The 12,634-nt window shown below is 59.3% G+C and carries 13 protein-coding genes, 4 tRNA genes and 1 pseudogene; 4 read left to right on the top strand and 14 right to left on the bottom strand.

Features of this window, described 5'->3' with window-relative positions:
* Nucleotides 1-49: 49 nt before the first annotated feature.
* From AC1DRN_RS19805 to rluD, 7 genes are all read right to left on the bottom strand, one after another.
* A tRNA-Pro gene (locus tag AC1DRN_RS19805) sits at nt 50-126 on the bottom strand.
* Nucleotides 127-221: 95 nt separating this feature from the next.
* Nucleotides 222-297: transfer RNA gene (locus tag AC1DRN_RS19800), tRNA-Lys, on the bottom strand.
* Nucleotides 298-302: 5 nt separating this feature from the next.
* A tRNA-Pro gene (locus AC1DRN_RS19795) sits at nt 303-379 on the bottom strand.
* Nucleotides 380-388: 9 nt separating this feature from the next.
* Nucleotides 389-464 (bottom strand) — tRNA-Asn (locus tag AC1DRN_RS19790).
* Nucleotides 465-764: 300 nt separating this feature from the next.
* Nucleotides 765-3,329 carry an ATP-dependent chaperone ClpB gene (gene clpB, locus AC1DRN_RS19785; protein ID WP_223463680.1) on the bottom strand — a complete coding sequence of 855 codons (2,565 nt, stop codon included), beginning with the start codon at nt 3,327-3,329 and terminating at the stop codon, nt 765-767.
* Nucleotides 3,330-3,459: 130 nt separating this feature from the next.
* On the bottom strand, nt 3,460-4,185 hold the full coding sequence (gene pgeF, locus AC1DRN_RS19780; protein ID WP_223463681.1) for a peptidoglycan editing factor PgeF: 726 nt from the start codon (nt 4,183-4,185) through the stop codon (nt 3,460-3,462).
* Nucleotides 4,182-5,144: a 23S rRNA pseudouridine(1911/1915/1917) synthase RluD gene (gene rluD, locus AC1DRN_RS19775; RefSeq protein WP_223463682.1), complete on the bottom strand. Its 963-nt coding sequence runs from the start codon at nt 5,142-5,144 to the stop codon at nt 4,182-4,184. The genes pgeF and rluD overlap by 4 nt, the downstream gene beginning before the upstream one ends.
* Before the next feature lie 151 nt (nt 5,145-5,295).
* On the opposite strand from rluD, the gene AC1DRN_RS19770 reads away from it, so the two are divergent.
* The 4 genes and pseudogenes from AC1DRN_RS19770 (at nt 5,296) to AC1DRN_RS19755 (ending at nt 8,360) form a co-directional block, all read left to right on the top strand.
* Nucleotides 5,296-6,318: an outer membrane protein assembly factor BamD gene (locus AC1DRN_RS19770; protein ID WP_223463683.1), complete on the top strand. Its 1,023-nt coding sequence runs from the start codon at nt 5,296-5,298 to the stop codon at nt 6,316-6,318.
* Between the two features lie 125 nt (nt 6,319-6,443).
* A complete protein-coding gene (locus AC1DRN_RS19765) occupies nt 6,444-6,677 on the top strand; it encodes a PP0621 family protein (RefSeq protein WP_223463684.1) in 234 nt (77 codons plus the stop codon).
* Between the two features lie 46 nt (nt 6,678-6,723).
* A pseudogene (locus AC1DRN_RS19760) lies at nt 6,724-7,026 on the top strand (hypothetical protein); the annotation flags it as partial.
* A gap of 2 nt (nt 7,027-7,028) precedes the next feature.
* Nucleotides 7,029-8,360, top strand: coding sequence for a sigma-54-dependent transcriptional regulator (locus AC1DRN_RS19755; protein WP_223463685.1), 1,332 nt, complete (start codon nt 7,029-7,031; stop codon nt 8,358-8,360).
* A 157-nt stretch (nt 8,361-8,517) separates the two neighbouring features.
* On the opposite strand, the gene thiO is transcribed toward AC1DRN_RS19755, so the two are convergent.
* Genes thiO through AC1DRN_RS19720 form a run of 7 tightly spaced genes read right to left on the bottom strand, consistent with a single transcriptional unit; the run spans nt 8,518 to nt 12,602 of the window.
* The gene (thiO, locus tag AC1DRN_RS19750) at nt 8,518-9,618 is read right to left on the bottom strand and encodes a glycine oxidase ThiO (protein ID WP_477786781.1); all 1,101 of its coding nucleotides are present in this window, start codon (nt 9,616-9,618) and stop codon (nt 8,518-8,520) included.
* A 54-nt stretch (nt 9,619-9,672) separates the two neighbouring features.
* Nucleotides 9,673-10,074: a type IV pilin protein gene (locus AC1DRN_RS19745; protein WP_223463591.1), complete on the bottom strand. Its 402-nt coding sequence runs from the start codon at nt 10,072-10,074 to the stop codon at nt 9,673-9,675.
* 14 nt (nt 10,075-10,088) lie between these two features.
* Entirely contained in the window at nt 10,089-10,463 is a 375-nt protein-coding gene (locus AC1DRN_RS19740; RefSeq protein WP_223463592.1) for a hypothetical protein, read from the bottom strand.
* 25 nt (nt 10,464-10,488) lie between these two features.
* Nucleotides 10,489-10,968, bottom strand: coding sequence for a pilus assembly PilX family protein (locus tag AC1DRN_RS19735; RefSeq protein ID WP_223463593.1), 480 nt, complete (start codon nt 10,966-10,968; stop codon nt 10,489-10,491).
* Nucleotides 10,969-10,978: 10 nt separating this feature from the next.
* Nucleotides 10,979-11,686 carry a PilW family protein gene (locus AC1DRN_RS19730; protein ID WP_223463594.1) on the bottom strand — a complete coding sequence of 236 codons (708 nt, stop codon included), beginning with the start codon at nt 11,684-11,686 and terminating at the stop codon, nt 10,979-10,981.
* Complete coding sequence (gene pilV, locus AC1DRN_RS19725; RefSeq protein ID WP_223463595.1) at nt 11,683-12,132, bottom strand: type IV pilus modification protein PilV; 450 nt, start codon at nt 12,130-12,132, stop codon at nt 11,683-11,685. Before pilV ends, AC1DRN_RS19730 begins: the two co-directional genes overlap by 4 nt.
* Nucleotides 12,129-12,602 carry a GspH/FimT family pseudopilin gene (locus tag AC1DRN_RS19720; protein ID WP_223463596.1) on the bottom strand — a complete coding sequence of 158 codons (474 nt, stop codon included), beginning with the start codon at nt 12,600-12,602 and terminating at the stop codon, nt 12,129-12,131. Before AC1DRN_RS19720 ends, pilV begins: the two co-directional genes overlap by 4 nt.
* Between the last annotated feature and the right edge of the window lie 32 nt (nt 12,603-12,634).

Below are 12,634 nucleotides of genomic sequence, written 5' to 3'. Positions count from 1 at the left end.
TCGCAGACAAAAAAAATCCCCGTATCTTTCGATACGAGGATTTTTAATATGGTCGGGGTAAGGGGATTCGAACTCCTGACATCCTGCTCCCAAAGCAGGCGCGCTACCGGACTGCGCTATACCCCGGTAAAAAAAAGGCACCTTTAAGAGGCGCCTTCTGCGAACAGAGCTTTTGGCGTCTGATCTTGAGATTCGATTCCAGTGTTACCTGGTTTCAAAAATGGTGGGTCGTGTGGGATTCGAACCTACGACCAATTGGTTAAAAGCCAACTGCTCTACCAACTGAGCTAACGACCCAAAAATGGTCGGGGTAAGGGGATTCGAACTCCTGACATCCTGCTCCCAAAGCAGGCGCGCTACCGGACTGCGCTATACCCCGGTTTGAAATTGGCTCCGTGACCAGGACTCGAACCTGGGACCCAATGATTAACAGTCATTTGCTCTACCGACTGAGCTATCACGGAACTACACATTTCAATTTACAACATTGAAGCTTTACTGCGTTCTCTTCAACCCGTTCGCATCGCTGCGTTCGTGTGTCTGAGGCGCGCTATTCTACAATCTTCAGCACCTCTGTCAACCCCCTAAATTGCTTTCAAGTTAATGATTTGCAACTTATTTTGGATTCCTGCTTGGGGAGCGGAAACCCTGGCGGGTGACTGACTGCGGGGCGCACTTTACAAGCCTTTTCCTTTGAGTTCAACAGCCTAACGAAAAAAAGGCCTCGTTATGCGAGGCCTTTTCAATTTTGCCGCCGTTATGGATCAGACGAAGACGATTTCGTCGTTTTCCACCACGCCGTGAGCGGTATCGCCCGGCATGAATCGACCGGACAGGATCAGCTGCGCCAGCGGGTTCTCGATCCAGCGCTGGATAGCGCGCTTGAGTGGCCGTGCGCCGTACACCGGGTCGTAACCGACCGCGATCAGCTTGTCCATCGCCTCAGGGCTGAGCTCAAGCTTCAGCTCGCGCTCGGTCAGGCGGCTGCGCAGACGGCCCAGCTGAATCTCGGTAATGCCGGCGATCTGATCCCGAGCCAACGGCTCGAAGATCACCACTTCATCGACCCGGTTGATGAACTCCGGCCGGAAGTGGGTGGAAATCGCATCCATCACCGCCGCGCGCTGCGCCTCACGGTCACCGACCAGTTCCTGGATCTGTACCGACCCCAGGTTGGACGTCATGACAATCACGGTGTTCTTGAAGTCCACCGTGCGGCCATGGCTGTCGGTCAGACGACCATCCTCGAGCACTTGCAGCAAGATGTTGAACACATCCGGGTGCGCCTTCTCGACTTCGTCCATGAGGATCACCGAATACGGCTTGCGACGCACCGCCTCGGTCAGGTAACCGCCCTCTTCGTAGCCCACGTAGCCTGGTGGCGCACCGATCAAGCGAGCCACGGAATGTTTCTCCATGAACTCGGACATGTCGATCCGCACCATCGCCTCTTCAGTATCGAAGAGGAACTCGGCCAACGCCTTGCACAGCTCGGTTTTACCGACACCGGTCGGGCCGAGGAACATGAACGAGCCGCTTGGCCGGTTCGGGTCGGACAACCCGGCGCGGGAACGCCGCACCGCGTTGGAAACCGCCACAACCGCTTCGTCCTGGCCGATCACACGCTGGTGCAACAGGCTTTCCATCTTCATCAGTTTTTCGCGCTCGCCTTCGAGCATCTTCGACACCGGGATACCGGTCCACTTCGACACGACTTCGGCGATCTCCTCTTCAGTCACCTTGCTGCGCAGCAACTGGTTTTCGGGTTTGCCATGCTGGTCGACCATTTGCAGGCTGCGTTCCAGATCCGGGATCACCCCGTACTGCAACTCCGCCATGCGGTTCAGGTCGCCTTTACGGCGAGCGGCTTCCAGTTCCTGGCGGGACTGTTCGATCTTCTGCTGGATTTGCGCAGAACCCTGAACCTCGGCTTTTTCCGAGTTCCAGATTTCTTCGAGATCGGAGTACTCACGCTCATGCCGAGCGATTTCTTCCTGCAATTTTTCCAGACGCTTCTTCGCCGCGTCGTCGCTTTCTTTCTTCAGCGCCTGGGATTCCACCTTCAGCTGAATCAGGCGGCGCTCCAGACGGTCCAGCACTTCCGGCTTGGAGTCGATTTCCATGCGGATGCGGCTGGCGGCCTCGTCGATCAGGTCGATGGCCTTGTCCGGCAACTGCCGGTCAGTGATGTAGCGATGGCTGAGCTTGGCCGCGGCAATGATCGCGCCGTCAGTGATCGCCACCTTGTGGTGAACCTCATAACGCTCTTTGAGGCCACGCAGGATGGCGATGGTGTCTTCTTCGCTCGGCTCGTCCACCAGCACTTTCTGGAAACGTCGCTCGAGAGCGGCGTCCTTCTCTATGTATTGGCGGTACTCGTTGAGCGTGGTGGCGCCCACGCAGTGCAGCTCACCACGGGCCAGGGCCGGCTTGAGCATGTTGCCCGCATCCATCGAGCCTTCGCCTTTACCGGCGCCGACCATGGTATGCAACTCGTCGATGAACAGGATGATCTGCCCTTCCTGCTTCGACAGTTCATTGAGCAAGGCCTTTAGCCGCTCTTCGAACTCACCGCGATACTTGGCACCGGCAATCAGCGCCCCCATGTCCAGGGACAACAGGCGCTTGCCCTTGAGGCCGTCCGGCACTTCACCATTGATGATGCGCTGGGCCAGGCCTTCGGCGATGGCGGTTTTACCCACGCCTGGCTCACCGATCAGCACCGGGTTGTTCTTGGTACGGCGCTGCAGGACCTGGATGGTCCGGCGAATTTCATCGTCTCGGCCGATCACCGGATCGAGCTTGCCGTCTTCGGCGCGCTTGGTCAGGTCGACGGTGTATTTATCCAGCGCCTGCCGCGCTTCCTCGTGGTTCGGGTCATTGACGGCCTCGCCACCACGCAGGTTGTTGATCGCGTTTTCCAGGGCTTTCTTGCTCACGCCCTGACCGAGCAACAGTTTTCCGAGCTTGCTGTTCTCGTCCATGGCGGCGAGCAGCACCAGTTCGCTGGAGATGAACTGGTCGCCCTTCTGCTGGGCCAGACGATCGGCCTGATTGAGCAGGCGCGCCAGATCCTGCGACATGTTCACGTCGCCGGTCGGGTTCTGGATTTTCGGTAGCTGGTCGAGCTCTTTGGTCAACTCTTTACGCAGGCTGTTGACGTCGAAGCCCACCTGCATCAGCAGGGGCTTGATCGAGCCGCCCTGCTGTTCGAGCAAGGCTTGCATCAAGTGCGCAGGCTCGATGGCCGGATGATCGTGGCCGACAGCCAGGGATTGGGCATCGGACAACGCTAACTGCAATTTGCTGGTTAAACGGTCTATACGCATGGGTCACCTTCCTATTGAGCAGGCCGGACCGATAAAACATCCTGAATGAAGAAACCTGCCAGATAGCACAATAGATGTGGTCGATTCTGGGAGTTTCAAGCGTCGGAACGTTGATGCAGGTCAGGGAAGTCTAGCGTTCGAGCCAGATCAAGGAAGCAAATCGACCGGTACGAGGATTTCGCCGGTAAGAGAAGAAGCGCGGATCGGTGACTGTGCAGAACCCGCCGCCGTAGACCGCAGTAACCCCGCGAGCCGCCAGACGCAGACGCGCAAGCCTATAGATGTCGGCCATGAACTTGCCGGGGTTTTGGCTCGGTACAAAGGCCTCTGCTGCTTGCGGCAACTGCTGCACGAAGGTTTCGCGCACTTCAGGGCCGACTTCAAAGGCTTGCGGGCCGATGGCCGGGCCAAGCCAGACCAATACCTCGGCAGGCGGTACCGCCAGACTGTCGAGGGTGGCTTCCAGCACGCCCGCCGCCAGCCCGCGCCAACCAGCATGGGCCGCAGCGACACGGGTACCGGCACGGTCGCAAAACAGCGCAGGCAGGCAATCGGCGGTCATCGCAGCGCAGGCGACGCCCGGAGTTGATGTCCAACTGGCATCAGCCGTATCCACCCGGTCAGGATCAGCATGGGCCACGACAATGCCGTGGACCTGCTGCAGCCAGGCCGGTTGAATGGAGAAATGATCGGTAAGACGACGGCGATTCTCGGCAACAGCTTCAGGGCTGTCGTCGACGTGATCGCCGAGGTTGAGGCTGTCGAACGGCGCCACACTGACGCCGCCCGCACGGGTGGTCACGCAGGCTTTGACCCCGGCCGGCGCGGGCCAGTCAGGAATCAGCCAGTCACTCATCCGATGAACGCCTCGCGGTCTTGCTTGAGCAGGGTCAGCAGCCAGACGAAATCTTCCGGCAACGGCGATTCCCAGCTCATGCGCTGACCGGTGGTCGGATGATCCAGCTCCAGGAAACGCGCATGCAGCGCCTGACGCGGGAAGCTTTTCAGGGATTCGACCATGGTTGGGTTGGCGGCCGGCGGAATACGGAAACGACCACCGTAGGCGGGATCTCCGACCAACGGGTAGTTGATGTGCGCCATGTGTACGCGAATCTGGTGCGTACGACCGGTTTCCAGCTTCACCCGCACATGGGTGTGGGAGCGGAAACGCTCGAGCACGCGGTAATGGCTGACGGCCTGCTTGCCACCTTCCATCACGGCCATGCGCTGGCGCTGCTGGCCGTGACGACCGATCGGCGCATTGATCTTGCCTCCGGCTGTCACCACACCGATCACGATGCACTCGTAGATCCGGCTGACGCTGCGGCTCTGCAACTGTGTCACCAACTGCGTCTGCGCTTGAATGGTCTTGGCCACCACCATCAGACCGGTGGTGTCCTTGTCCAGGCGATGCACGATACCGGCGCGCGGCACATTGATGATGTCCGGCACGTGGTGCAGCAAGGCGTTGAGCAGGGTGCCATCGGCATGACCGGCAGCCGGGTGTACCACCAGGCCCGCAGGTTTGTTGATCACCAGGATGTCGTCGTCTTCGTAGACGATGTCCAGGGCAATGTCTTGAGCGACCCATTCGCCCTGAGCTTCCTGCTCGGCAGTCAACTCAAGGATGGCGCCGCCATGGACGATGTCTCGCGGGCGGATAACCGCCCCATCCACAGTCAGGCGGCCGTCTTTGATCCAGGCGGAAAGGCGCGAGCGCGAGTGCTCAGCGAATAATTGTGCGGCGACTTGATCGAGGCGTTGGCCGCCCAATTCGGACGGCACCTCTGCGCGAAGTTCAATTTTATCGGACATGCTCAGACTAGGCGTCGGCACAGCCTTTGGTTTCGGCTGCGCGCTTGTGGTTAAATACGGCGTCTTTTGCCCCGAGGCTATTCAACGGGGCGTTCATCATAACAGGACGGCCACGCCCAAGACAGCGGCCGTCATAGGGACGCAAGCCGCCATGCAAGTGAAACACCTGCTGCTGATCGCCATCCTCGCATTGACCGCTGCTTGCTCATCGAAGGAAGTCGTAGACGAAAACCTCAGTGAAGTCGAGCTGTACCAACAGGCTCAAAACGACCTGGACAACAGTAGCTACACCAGTGCCATCGCCAAGCTGAAGGCTCTGGAATCGCGTTATCCGTTCGGTCGCTATGCCGACCAGGCGCAACTCGAACTCATCTACGCCAACTACAAGAACACCGAGCCAGAAGCGGCCAAGTCCGCTGCGGAACGCTTCATTCGTCTGCACCCACAGCATCCGAACGTCGATTACGCCTACTACCTCAAGGGCCTGACTTCTTTCGATCAGGACGTCGGCCTGCTGGCGCGCTTCCTGCCACTGGACATGACCAAGCGTGACCCGGGCGCCGCCCGCGACTCCTATAACGAGTTCGCCCAGCTGACCAGCCGCTTCCCGAACAGCCGCTACGCGCCAGACGCCAAGCAGCGCATGATTTATCTGCGCAACCTGCTGGCGGCCTACGAAATTCACGTGGCCGACTACTACCTGACCCGCCAGGCCTATGTCGCCGCCGCGAACCGCGGTCGTTACGTGGTGGAAAACTTCCAGGAAACCCCTTCGGTCGGCGACGGCCTGGCGGTGATGACCGAGGCCTACCAGCGCCTGCATCTGGACGAACTGGCGGCTACCAGCCTGGAAACCCTGAAGCTCAACTACCCGAACCACCCGACGCTGGTGGACGGTCAGTTCGTGCCGACCGTGGCCGAAGCCGACAACCGTTCGTGGCTGAGCAAGGCGACTCTGGGCCTGATCGAGTCGCGTCCGCCGCTGCCACCGGGTGAAACCCGCGCCAACCAGGACGTCCAGAGGCAATTCCAGGACGCCAAGGACGCAATCCCGGCCGAGCTCAAGCCTAAAGACGACAATGGCGACGCGGTCGAAGAAGAAAATCACGAAGCGCAAGGCAACAACAGCGACCGCTCGTGGTTCAGCTACATGACTTTCGGCGTGTTCGACTGACACCTCGGGTTGTGCAAAAAGGGAGACTTTCGAGTCTCCCTTTTTTATTTCAGCGCTTTATTACACTGTGCGGCTGTCAGGTCCTTGGCTAAACTGCCGCTTCATCTATCAAAAAGCAGCACACCATGCTTCGTTTATTGTTCTGGGTTGCCCTGATTGCCGCTGCAGTATGGTTCTGGCGCAAGTTCAAGGGGCAGGCATCCACCCCCAAGCCCCCTGCCGAACGGGAAGCGGCGCCCATGGTCCGTTGTGCCCATTGCGGCGTTCACCTACCCCGTGACCGCGCGCTGAGTCACGACCAACAATGGTATTGCAGCCAGGCTCATCTCGAGCAAGACAAGGGTTCCAGAGGCCGCTGATACGTCACCCGAAATGACGGCCGATTGAGGACTATCGCACGCACCCAAGGAACTGAAAGGCGTCGATCGACGTCTGACGCAGATTATTCAAGATCACTCTCTGCGAATGAACCGGGTAATCGAAAACGTCCTCCACTTGTTGTACCGCGAGCAAATGTCGCCGCTACGGCTCGACCTGAAATCACTGGAAATACTCGATAATGAAGCCCCAGCCCCCTATATCAAGGGCCTGGGGCTTTATCGGTCCGGCCAGCCGGACGAAAGCACTCTGTCCCGCCTAGACTTCAAGGCACGCCAGGAAGGCGGCTGCTTTTGCATGACCTATGCTCACGGACGGAGCCCACGTTGAACATGAGACCACGACAAAAAGTCTTGATCGTCGATGACGAGCCGGACATTCGCGAACTCCTGGAAATCACCCTGGGAAGGATGAGACTGGAGACGTTCAACGCCCGCAACGTCGGCGAAGCGCAATCCCTGCTGAAACGCGAAACCTTCGATCTATGCCTGACCGACATGCAGTTGCCGGACGGTACCGGCCTGGAGTTGGTGCAGCACATCCAGCAAAGCCACCCTCAGGTCCAGGTGGCGATGATCACCGCCTATGCCAGCCTCGAAACCGCGGTCAATGTGCTCAAGGCCGGCGCATTCGACTTCCTGACCAAACCGGTGGACCTTACGCGCCTGCGTGAACTGGTCACCAGCGCCCTGCTGGTTCCTGCCCGCGGGGCTGGCATCGATCGCTGCTTGCTGGGTGACTCATTGCCCATGCGCAACCTGCGCAAACAGATCACCAAACTGGCCAGCAGCCATGCGACGGTATACATCAGCGGAGAATCCGGCAGCGGCAAGGAGTTGGTCGCGCGCCTGATCCATGATCAAAGCCCTCGCGCCAATCAGCCGTTCATTGCGATCAACTGCGCGGCGATTCCTTCGGAACTGTTGGAGAGTGAGTTTTTCGGCCATCGCAAAGGCAGTTTCAGCGGCGCCATCGAAGACAAACCCGGTCTGTTCCAGACAGCTCACGGCGGCACCCTGCTCCTCGACGAAGTGGCTGACCTGCCGTTGGCCATGCAAGTCAAACTGCTGCGCGCGATTCAGGAGAAAGCCGTACGTAGCGTCGGCGGGCAGCAGGAAGTGGCGGTGGATGTGCGCATTCTCTGCGCCACGCACAAGGACCTTGGCGCCGAGGTCGCCGCCGGACGCTTTCGTCATGATCTTTACTACCGTTTGAACGTGATCGAACTCCCGGTGCCACCCTTGCGCGAGCGTCGCGATGACATCGAAATACTGGCCAGCCACATACTCAAGCGCCTGGCCGCCGATACCGGTCAACCTGCAGCGAGACTCCACCCCCAGGCCCTCGATGCGCTGAAAAGCTATCGCTTCCCGGGCAATGTGCGGGAACTGGAAAACATGCTCGAACGGGCGCACACCTTGTGCGAGAACAATCAGATCGAAGCCGGCGACCTGCGCCTGGCTGAAGGCAACTGTGGGGCTGAAGGTGGCGTGCCGGACCTGACCCGGATCGACAATCTGGAAACCTACCTGGAAAACGTCGAACGCCAACTGCTGCTCCAGGCCCTGGAGGAAACCCGCTGGAACCGCACGGCGGCGGCTCAGCGGTTGAATCTGTCATTCAGGTCGATGCGTTACCGACTGAAGAAGTTGGGACTGGATTGAGGCCCCCATCGTCGGATCGCCGCCCGGATCAAGCTCGCTCCCACAATGGTTCTGAGGTGTTCGCAGTTGTTGTGTTCACCAATGACCCTGTGGGAGCGAGCTTGATCCGGGCGGCGATCCGACGATGGCGATCTGACAAACGACAACTGTCCCGCAGTCAAAGCCGCCCGGCAGGCGCATAAGGCGCCGGATCGATAATCGGCGCCCGACCCAGCATCACATCGGCAAACAACTGGCATGACGCTGGCGCCAACACCAGCCCGTTACGGTAATGCCCGCAGTTGAGCCAGAGCCCGTCAAACCCCGGTACCGGGCCGATATAAGGAATGCCCTCGGGTGACCCCGGGCGCAATCCGGCCCAATGCCCCACCACTTCGGCCTCGGCCAGCGCCGGGATCAATTCCACCGCGGACGCCTTCAGGCTTTCCAGTGCCGCCCCGGTCGGCGTCTTGTCAAAGCCTTCATGCTCCAGCGTACTGCCGATCAGAATGTGCCCGTCGCGCCGGGGAATCGCATAACGGCCCTTGGCCAGGACCATGCTCGGCAGGAAATCCGCCGCACACTTGTAGAGAATCATCTGCCCTTTCACCGGTTCGACCGGCAACGTCAGATCCAGACGCTTGAGCAAATCGCCACTCCAGGCCCCCGCCGTCAGGACCACTTGATCGCCCAGGACAGCACCTGTGGCGGTCTGCACGCCGACCACTTTGTTGCCGTCACGAACAAACCCGCTGACTTCGCACTGCTCATGGATCGTCACGTTCGGCAGCGCCAGCAACGCGGCCTTGAGTGACTTCACCAGTCGCGGATTACGCACGTTGGCGACGTCGGCCATGTAGATCGCCCGGGAAAAACCGCTGCCCAGCACCGGCACGGCGTCGTGGGCTGCCGAAATATCCACCGCACTCAACGGACGATTTTCCCGGGCGGCCCATGCCAGCGCTTCAGCCTCGTCATCCAGATCCAGCCAGTAAAGACCGGTGGTGTGCACTTCAGGATCAACGCCGGTGGCGGCAAACAAGCGCTCGCCCAGTTGTGGATAAAAGTCTTGGGACCAGTGAGCCAACGCGGTGACTGCCGGACTGTAGCGCCACGGGTAAAGCGGCGAAACGATGCCGCCACCCGCCCAGGACGACTCCTGGCCTACGTTCGAGCGATCCAGCAGCACAACGCTTTGCACTTCGGACGCGAGATTGAAGGCCGTCAGCAAACCAATCACTCCACCGCCGACAATCACCACTTGCTGTTGCCTGGTCATGTTCTGATCCAATCGTTAAATAGACAGAGAGTGCAAAAGGCACCCGAAAAAAACTCAGCGCCCCCAGCAGTCTTTGCTGGTCAGGCCGGATTTTGCGTTGACCATGCCGAGGACTCCGATATTGGTGATGGTCAGATCACCACACTTGTCAGTGGCCATGCTCGAGTCAGCCTTGCGTACCGCCGTCAACAGGAAGGTCTGGTCGGTCAGGGTCGGTGTGATGGCATAGTAATCATTGCCGGCACTGAGGCCCGTCGCATCGGTGTAGGCATTTTTTTGCGAGTAGAAGCGCTCCAGAAGCTGCGCCTGCTCCGAGAGCAGACCGGCCACTTCTGCGCGGCGGCCCTTGTTCAGGTATTCGGTGTAACTCGGGGCAGCAATGGTCATGACAATACCGATGATCGCAATCGCGATCATGATTTCGATCAGGGTAAAACCGCGGTTGGAACTACGCATGTATCAATTCTCAGTCACTGTATTTGTCGCCACATGATGCGACGGCTGCCGCCGGATTTTTCAATCCCCGCAGTACCGTCGCCAGTGGAATCGTTCACGGCCCCGCCATTGTCGCTGGCGTCCTGGGTCGAATGCTCTCCAACAAAGATCACGCCATCGGATAGCGTGTCACTGTTGTCGACCACTCCATCGGCGTTGCTGTCGAGCATCTTAACGCTGATCGCCTCGGGCAGCTTCAGGCAGACGGCTTTCAACCCCTGATTGCTGTGGTAAAAACCGTACCAGTTGCCATTGGCCAGACAGGTTGGCCGGTTCAGCGCCGGCGAATCCGCTGACGTGGCAGCGTGCGCCGACATCGACAGGTCAAGCGCGACGACGACACCGATCATTTGTGACCATAACCTGACAGGTCGCTCAGTACTTCGCATAGATGCTCTCCACCACACTGCGTGAATGACCCGCGATGCCGACCGCCGTTACCCGATACAAGGTCGCCGGGGTATTGATGGGCACATTCACCGCATTTCGGCTGACACCGATATTTTGCACGCCATAAAAGCCCTTGCCCGATGCAACCCAGGTCACGCCTGAAGAGGCGTTGAAACCGGCAGCGGTAATAGTCGAAGACTCGGACGGTGGTGCACATTGAACGATGCCGCTGCAAACAGGTAACGCATAACTGTCCCGCCGCACTGCACCCTCGCCCACCCGCAATGCGGCTTCGGCACTCTGGAACGACTGATTGCGCAAGGCGACGCTACCGGCCATTTTTTCCTGCAGAGTGGCGCTCTGCATCGATGAAAGCCCAATCAGTGTCAGCAAGAGCAAGAACACCAGACTGACCAACAGTGCCATGCCGCGTTGGGCGTAATACGTCTTGGGAGCACGATTCATTGGCACTCCCTCATGGCAAGCGGTTGCGCAGAGCGGCAACCACGTTGAAGGTTTGATCGCTCACCCGGTGGTTCGGATCGGTGAGAGTCAGGCTCAGGCGAACACTACGAATCAGCGCGGGGTCCGACGGATTGCTGCTGTAGCGCGAAGCAGCCAGATCAGTGGCCGTGCTGGCCAGGCCGAAGCTCACGTCGAAAGCGCTGACGTTATCCACCAATACCTGGTCTGCTGCGGCCCCGCTCTTCATAAGCAGTTGGTTGTTGCCGAAGCTGTAATCCAGCCGCCGTATCGGAAAGGCCAGTTGCCCTGCCACTGGCGCCCGACCTTCACTGTAGGCCGTCGAATGGGTTCGACAATCGGAAAGCACGGTCCAGTCCGGCTTGCCGCCATTGCCGCCGACATCCGCCGTAACCAGCGTCAACTTGCGGCCGCCGTTGTCCCAGCGGATCGGTGCTAGCTGACTGGCATGGAAATCACCTTTCTGACTTGAGTCGGTGATCGTTTCCAGGCAACCGAACATCCCGACCATGCGGACTTCCTGAATCATTTTGCTCAGCACGAAACGTGCGTCCTCCTGCATGTTCGCGGCCGCGTTCTGGCTGAGATAAGTGTTCTTGGCTGCAATGAAAACCTGCACCACGCCCAGCACCACGATCAGGCTCAATGCCAGGGCGATCAGCAACTCGACCAGGCCAAAACCCCTGCTGCGGCGCATCACGGGATCATCACCGGATCAATGGCCGCGCGACTGCTCAGGACAAAACTGCGCCGAGAGTCGGCGGCCTTCGCAGCCCGTGAGTCGTCCCAGGTAATCGTGATGGTGTACAGCTGCTGATTGACGGTGACGCTGCCCGTTGCGGTAGCACCGAGCGAACTGACAATATTGGCTTTGAAGTCAAACAGGTCCTGATCCCGGGTAACGTCCGGATTGCCCGAAGCCGGCGGCGCGATGGTGTAGTCCGCAGTGGCGTTGGCGCGAATGCGGTCCATCAGGTCGTAGGCGATAAAGCTGGCCTGACTGGTCATGCGCGCGCTGTCCGTGTACTTCAACGCATTGAGCTGAAACGCCGCTGCCCCCAGCAACCCCACTCCCAGAATGACTAACGCCACCAGGACTTCGACCAGCGTCATGCCCTCCTGCGTGCCTTGCCTCCCTGCCCTCATCCGCAACTTCCACCCAATAGAATTCGTCCGTTCAAACACACTGTCAGCGTCCTGCTTTGTGCGCCCCGCCCATAGCTGATCACCACCGCTGAGGACGGTGATGACAATCCGCCCATGCTGTTGAAATCGATGGCAGTGACGCCAGAGGTTAGCGCCAGAGTTGCGCCGCTGCTCATCGCCGGAATAACCCGTAATACACTGGCCAAAGAGCCAGTACCGTCGTAAATCGTTAGCTCCCCGCTCCAGACATCCCCACCGGCCGTCGGGCGCACCCGTGTGGTATTGCCCCGATCAATGGCTTCGAGCCGGGCAAAATCAAGGGCTCGTCGCAGGTCCGAAATTTCGGTATCGGCCCTCGTCGTTTGCACCGAGCGGGTAAACCCCGGAACGGCCATGGTCAGCAGGATAAGCAGGATCGCGAGCGCGACCAGCAACTCGATCAGCGTGAAACCTTTTGTACGATGATCCATCGGGACCTTCTGTTTCCTTCGGCTATACCTGC

The sequence above is a fragment of the Pseudomonas sp. P5_B3 genome, from assembly GCF_056400405.1.
This window is presented reverse-complemented; position numbering and strand designations above follow the sequence as displayed.

What these genes read in the sequence shown, in the direction of transcription:
- pgeF (WP_223463681.1), bottom strand. Translation starts at nt 4,185, where the DNA reads ATGAGTGACTGGCTGATTCCTGACTGGCCCGCGCCGGCCGGGGTCAAA.
- AC1DRN_RS19720 (WP_223463596.1), bottom strand. Translation starts at nt 12,602, where the DNA reads ATGGATCATCGTACAAAAGGTTTCACGCTGATCGAGTTGCTGGTCGCG.
- pilV (WP_223463595.1), bottom strand. Translation starts at nt 12,132, where the DNA reads ATGAGGGCAGGGAGGCAAGGCACGCAGGAGGGCATGACGCTGGTCGAA.
- AC1DRN_RS19740 (WP_223463592.1), bottom strand. Translation starts at nt 10,463, where the DNA reads ATGATCGGTGTCGTCGTCGCGCTTGACCTGTCGATGTCGGCGCACGCT.
- AC1DRN_RS19765 (WP_223463684.1), top strand. Translation starts at nt 6,444, where the DNA reads ATGCTTCGTTTATTGTTCTGGGTTGCCCTGATTGCCGCTGCAGTATGG.
- AC1DRN_RS19755 (WP_223463685.1), top strand. Translation starts at nt 7,029, where the DNA reads ATGAGACCACGACAAAAAGTCTTGATCGTCGATGACGAGCCGGACATT.
- thiO (WP_477786781.1), bottom strand. Translation starts at nt 9,618, where the DNA reads ATGACCAGGCAACAGCAAGTGGTGATTGTCGGCGGTGGAGTGATTGGT.
- clpB (WP_223463680.1), bottom strand. Translation starts at nt 3,329, where the DNA reads ATGCGTATAGACCGTTTAACCAGCAAATTGCAGTTAGCGTTGTCCGAT.
- AC1DRN_RS19745 (WP_223463591.1), bottom strand. Translation starts at nt 10,074, where the DNA reads ATGCGTAGTTCCAACCGCGGTTTTACCCTGATCGAAATCATGATCGCG.
- AC1DRN_RS19735 (WP_223463593.1), bottom strand. Translation starts at nt 10,968, where the DNA reads ATGAATCGTGCTCCCAAGACGTATTACGCCCAACGCGGCATGGCACTG.
- AC1DRN_RS19770 (WP_223463683.1), top strand. Translation starts at nt 5,296, where the DNA reads ATGCAAGTGAAACACCTGCTGCTGATCGCCATCCTCGCATTGACCGCT.
- rluD (WP_223463682.1), bottom strand. Translation starts at nt 5,144, where the DNA reads ATGTCCGATAAAATTGAACTTCGCGCAGAGGTGCCGTCCGAATTGGGC.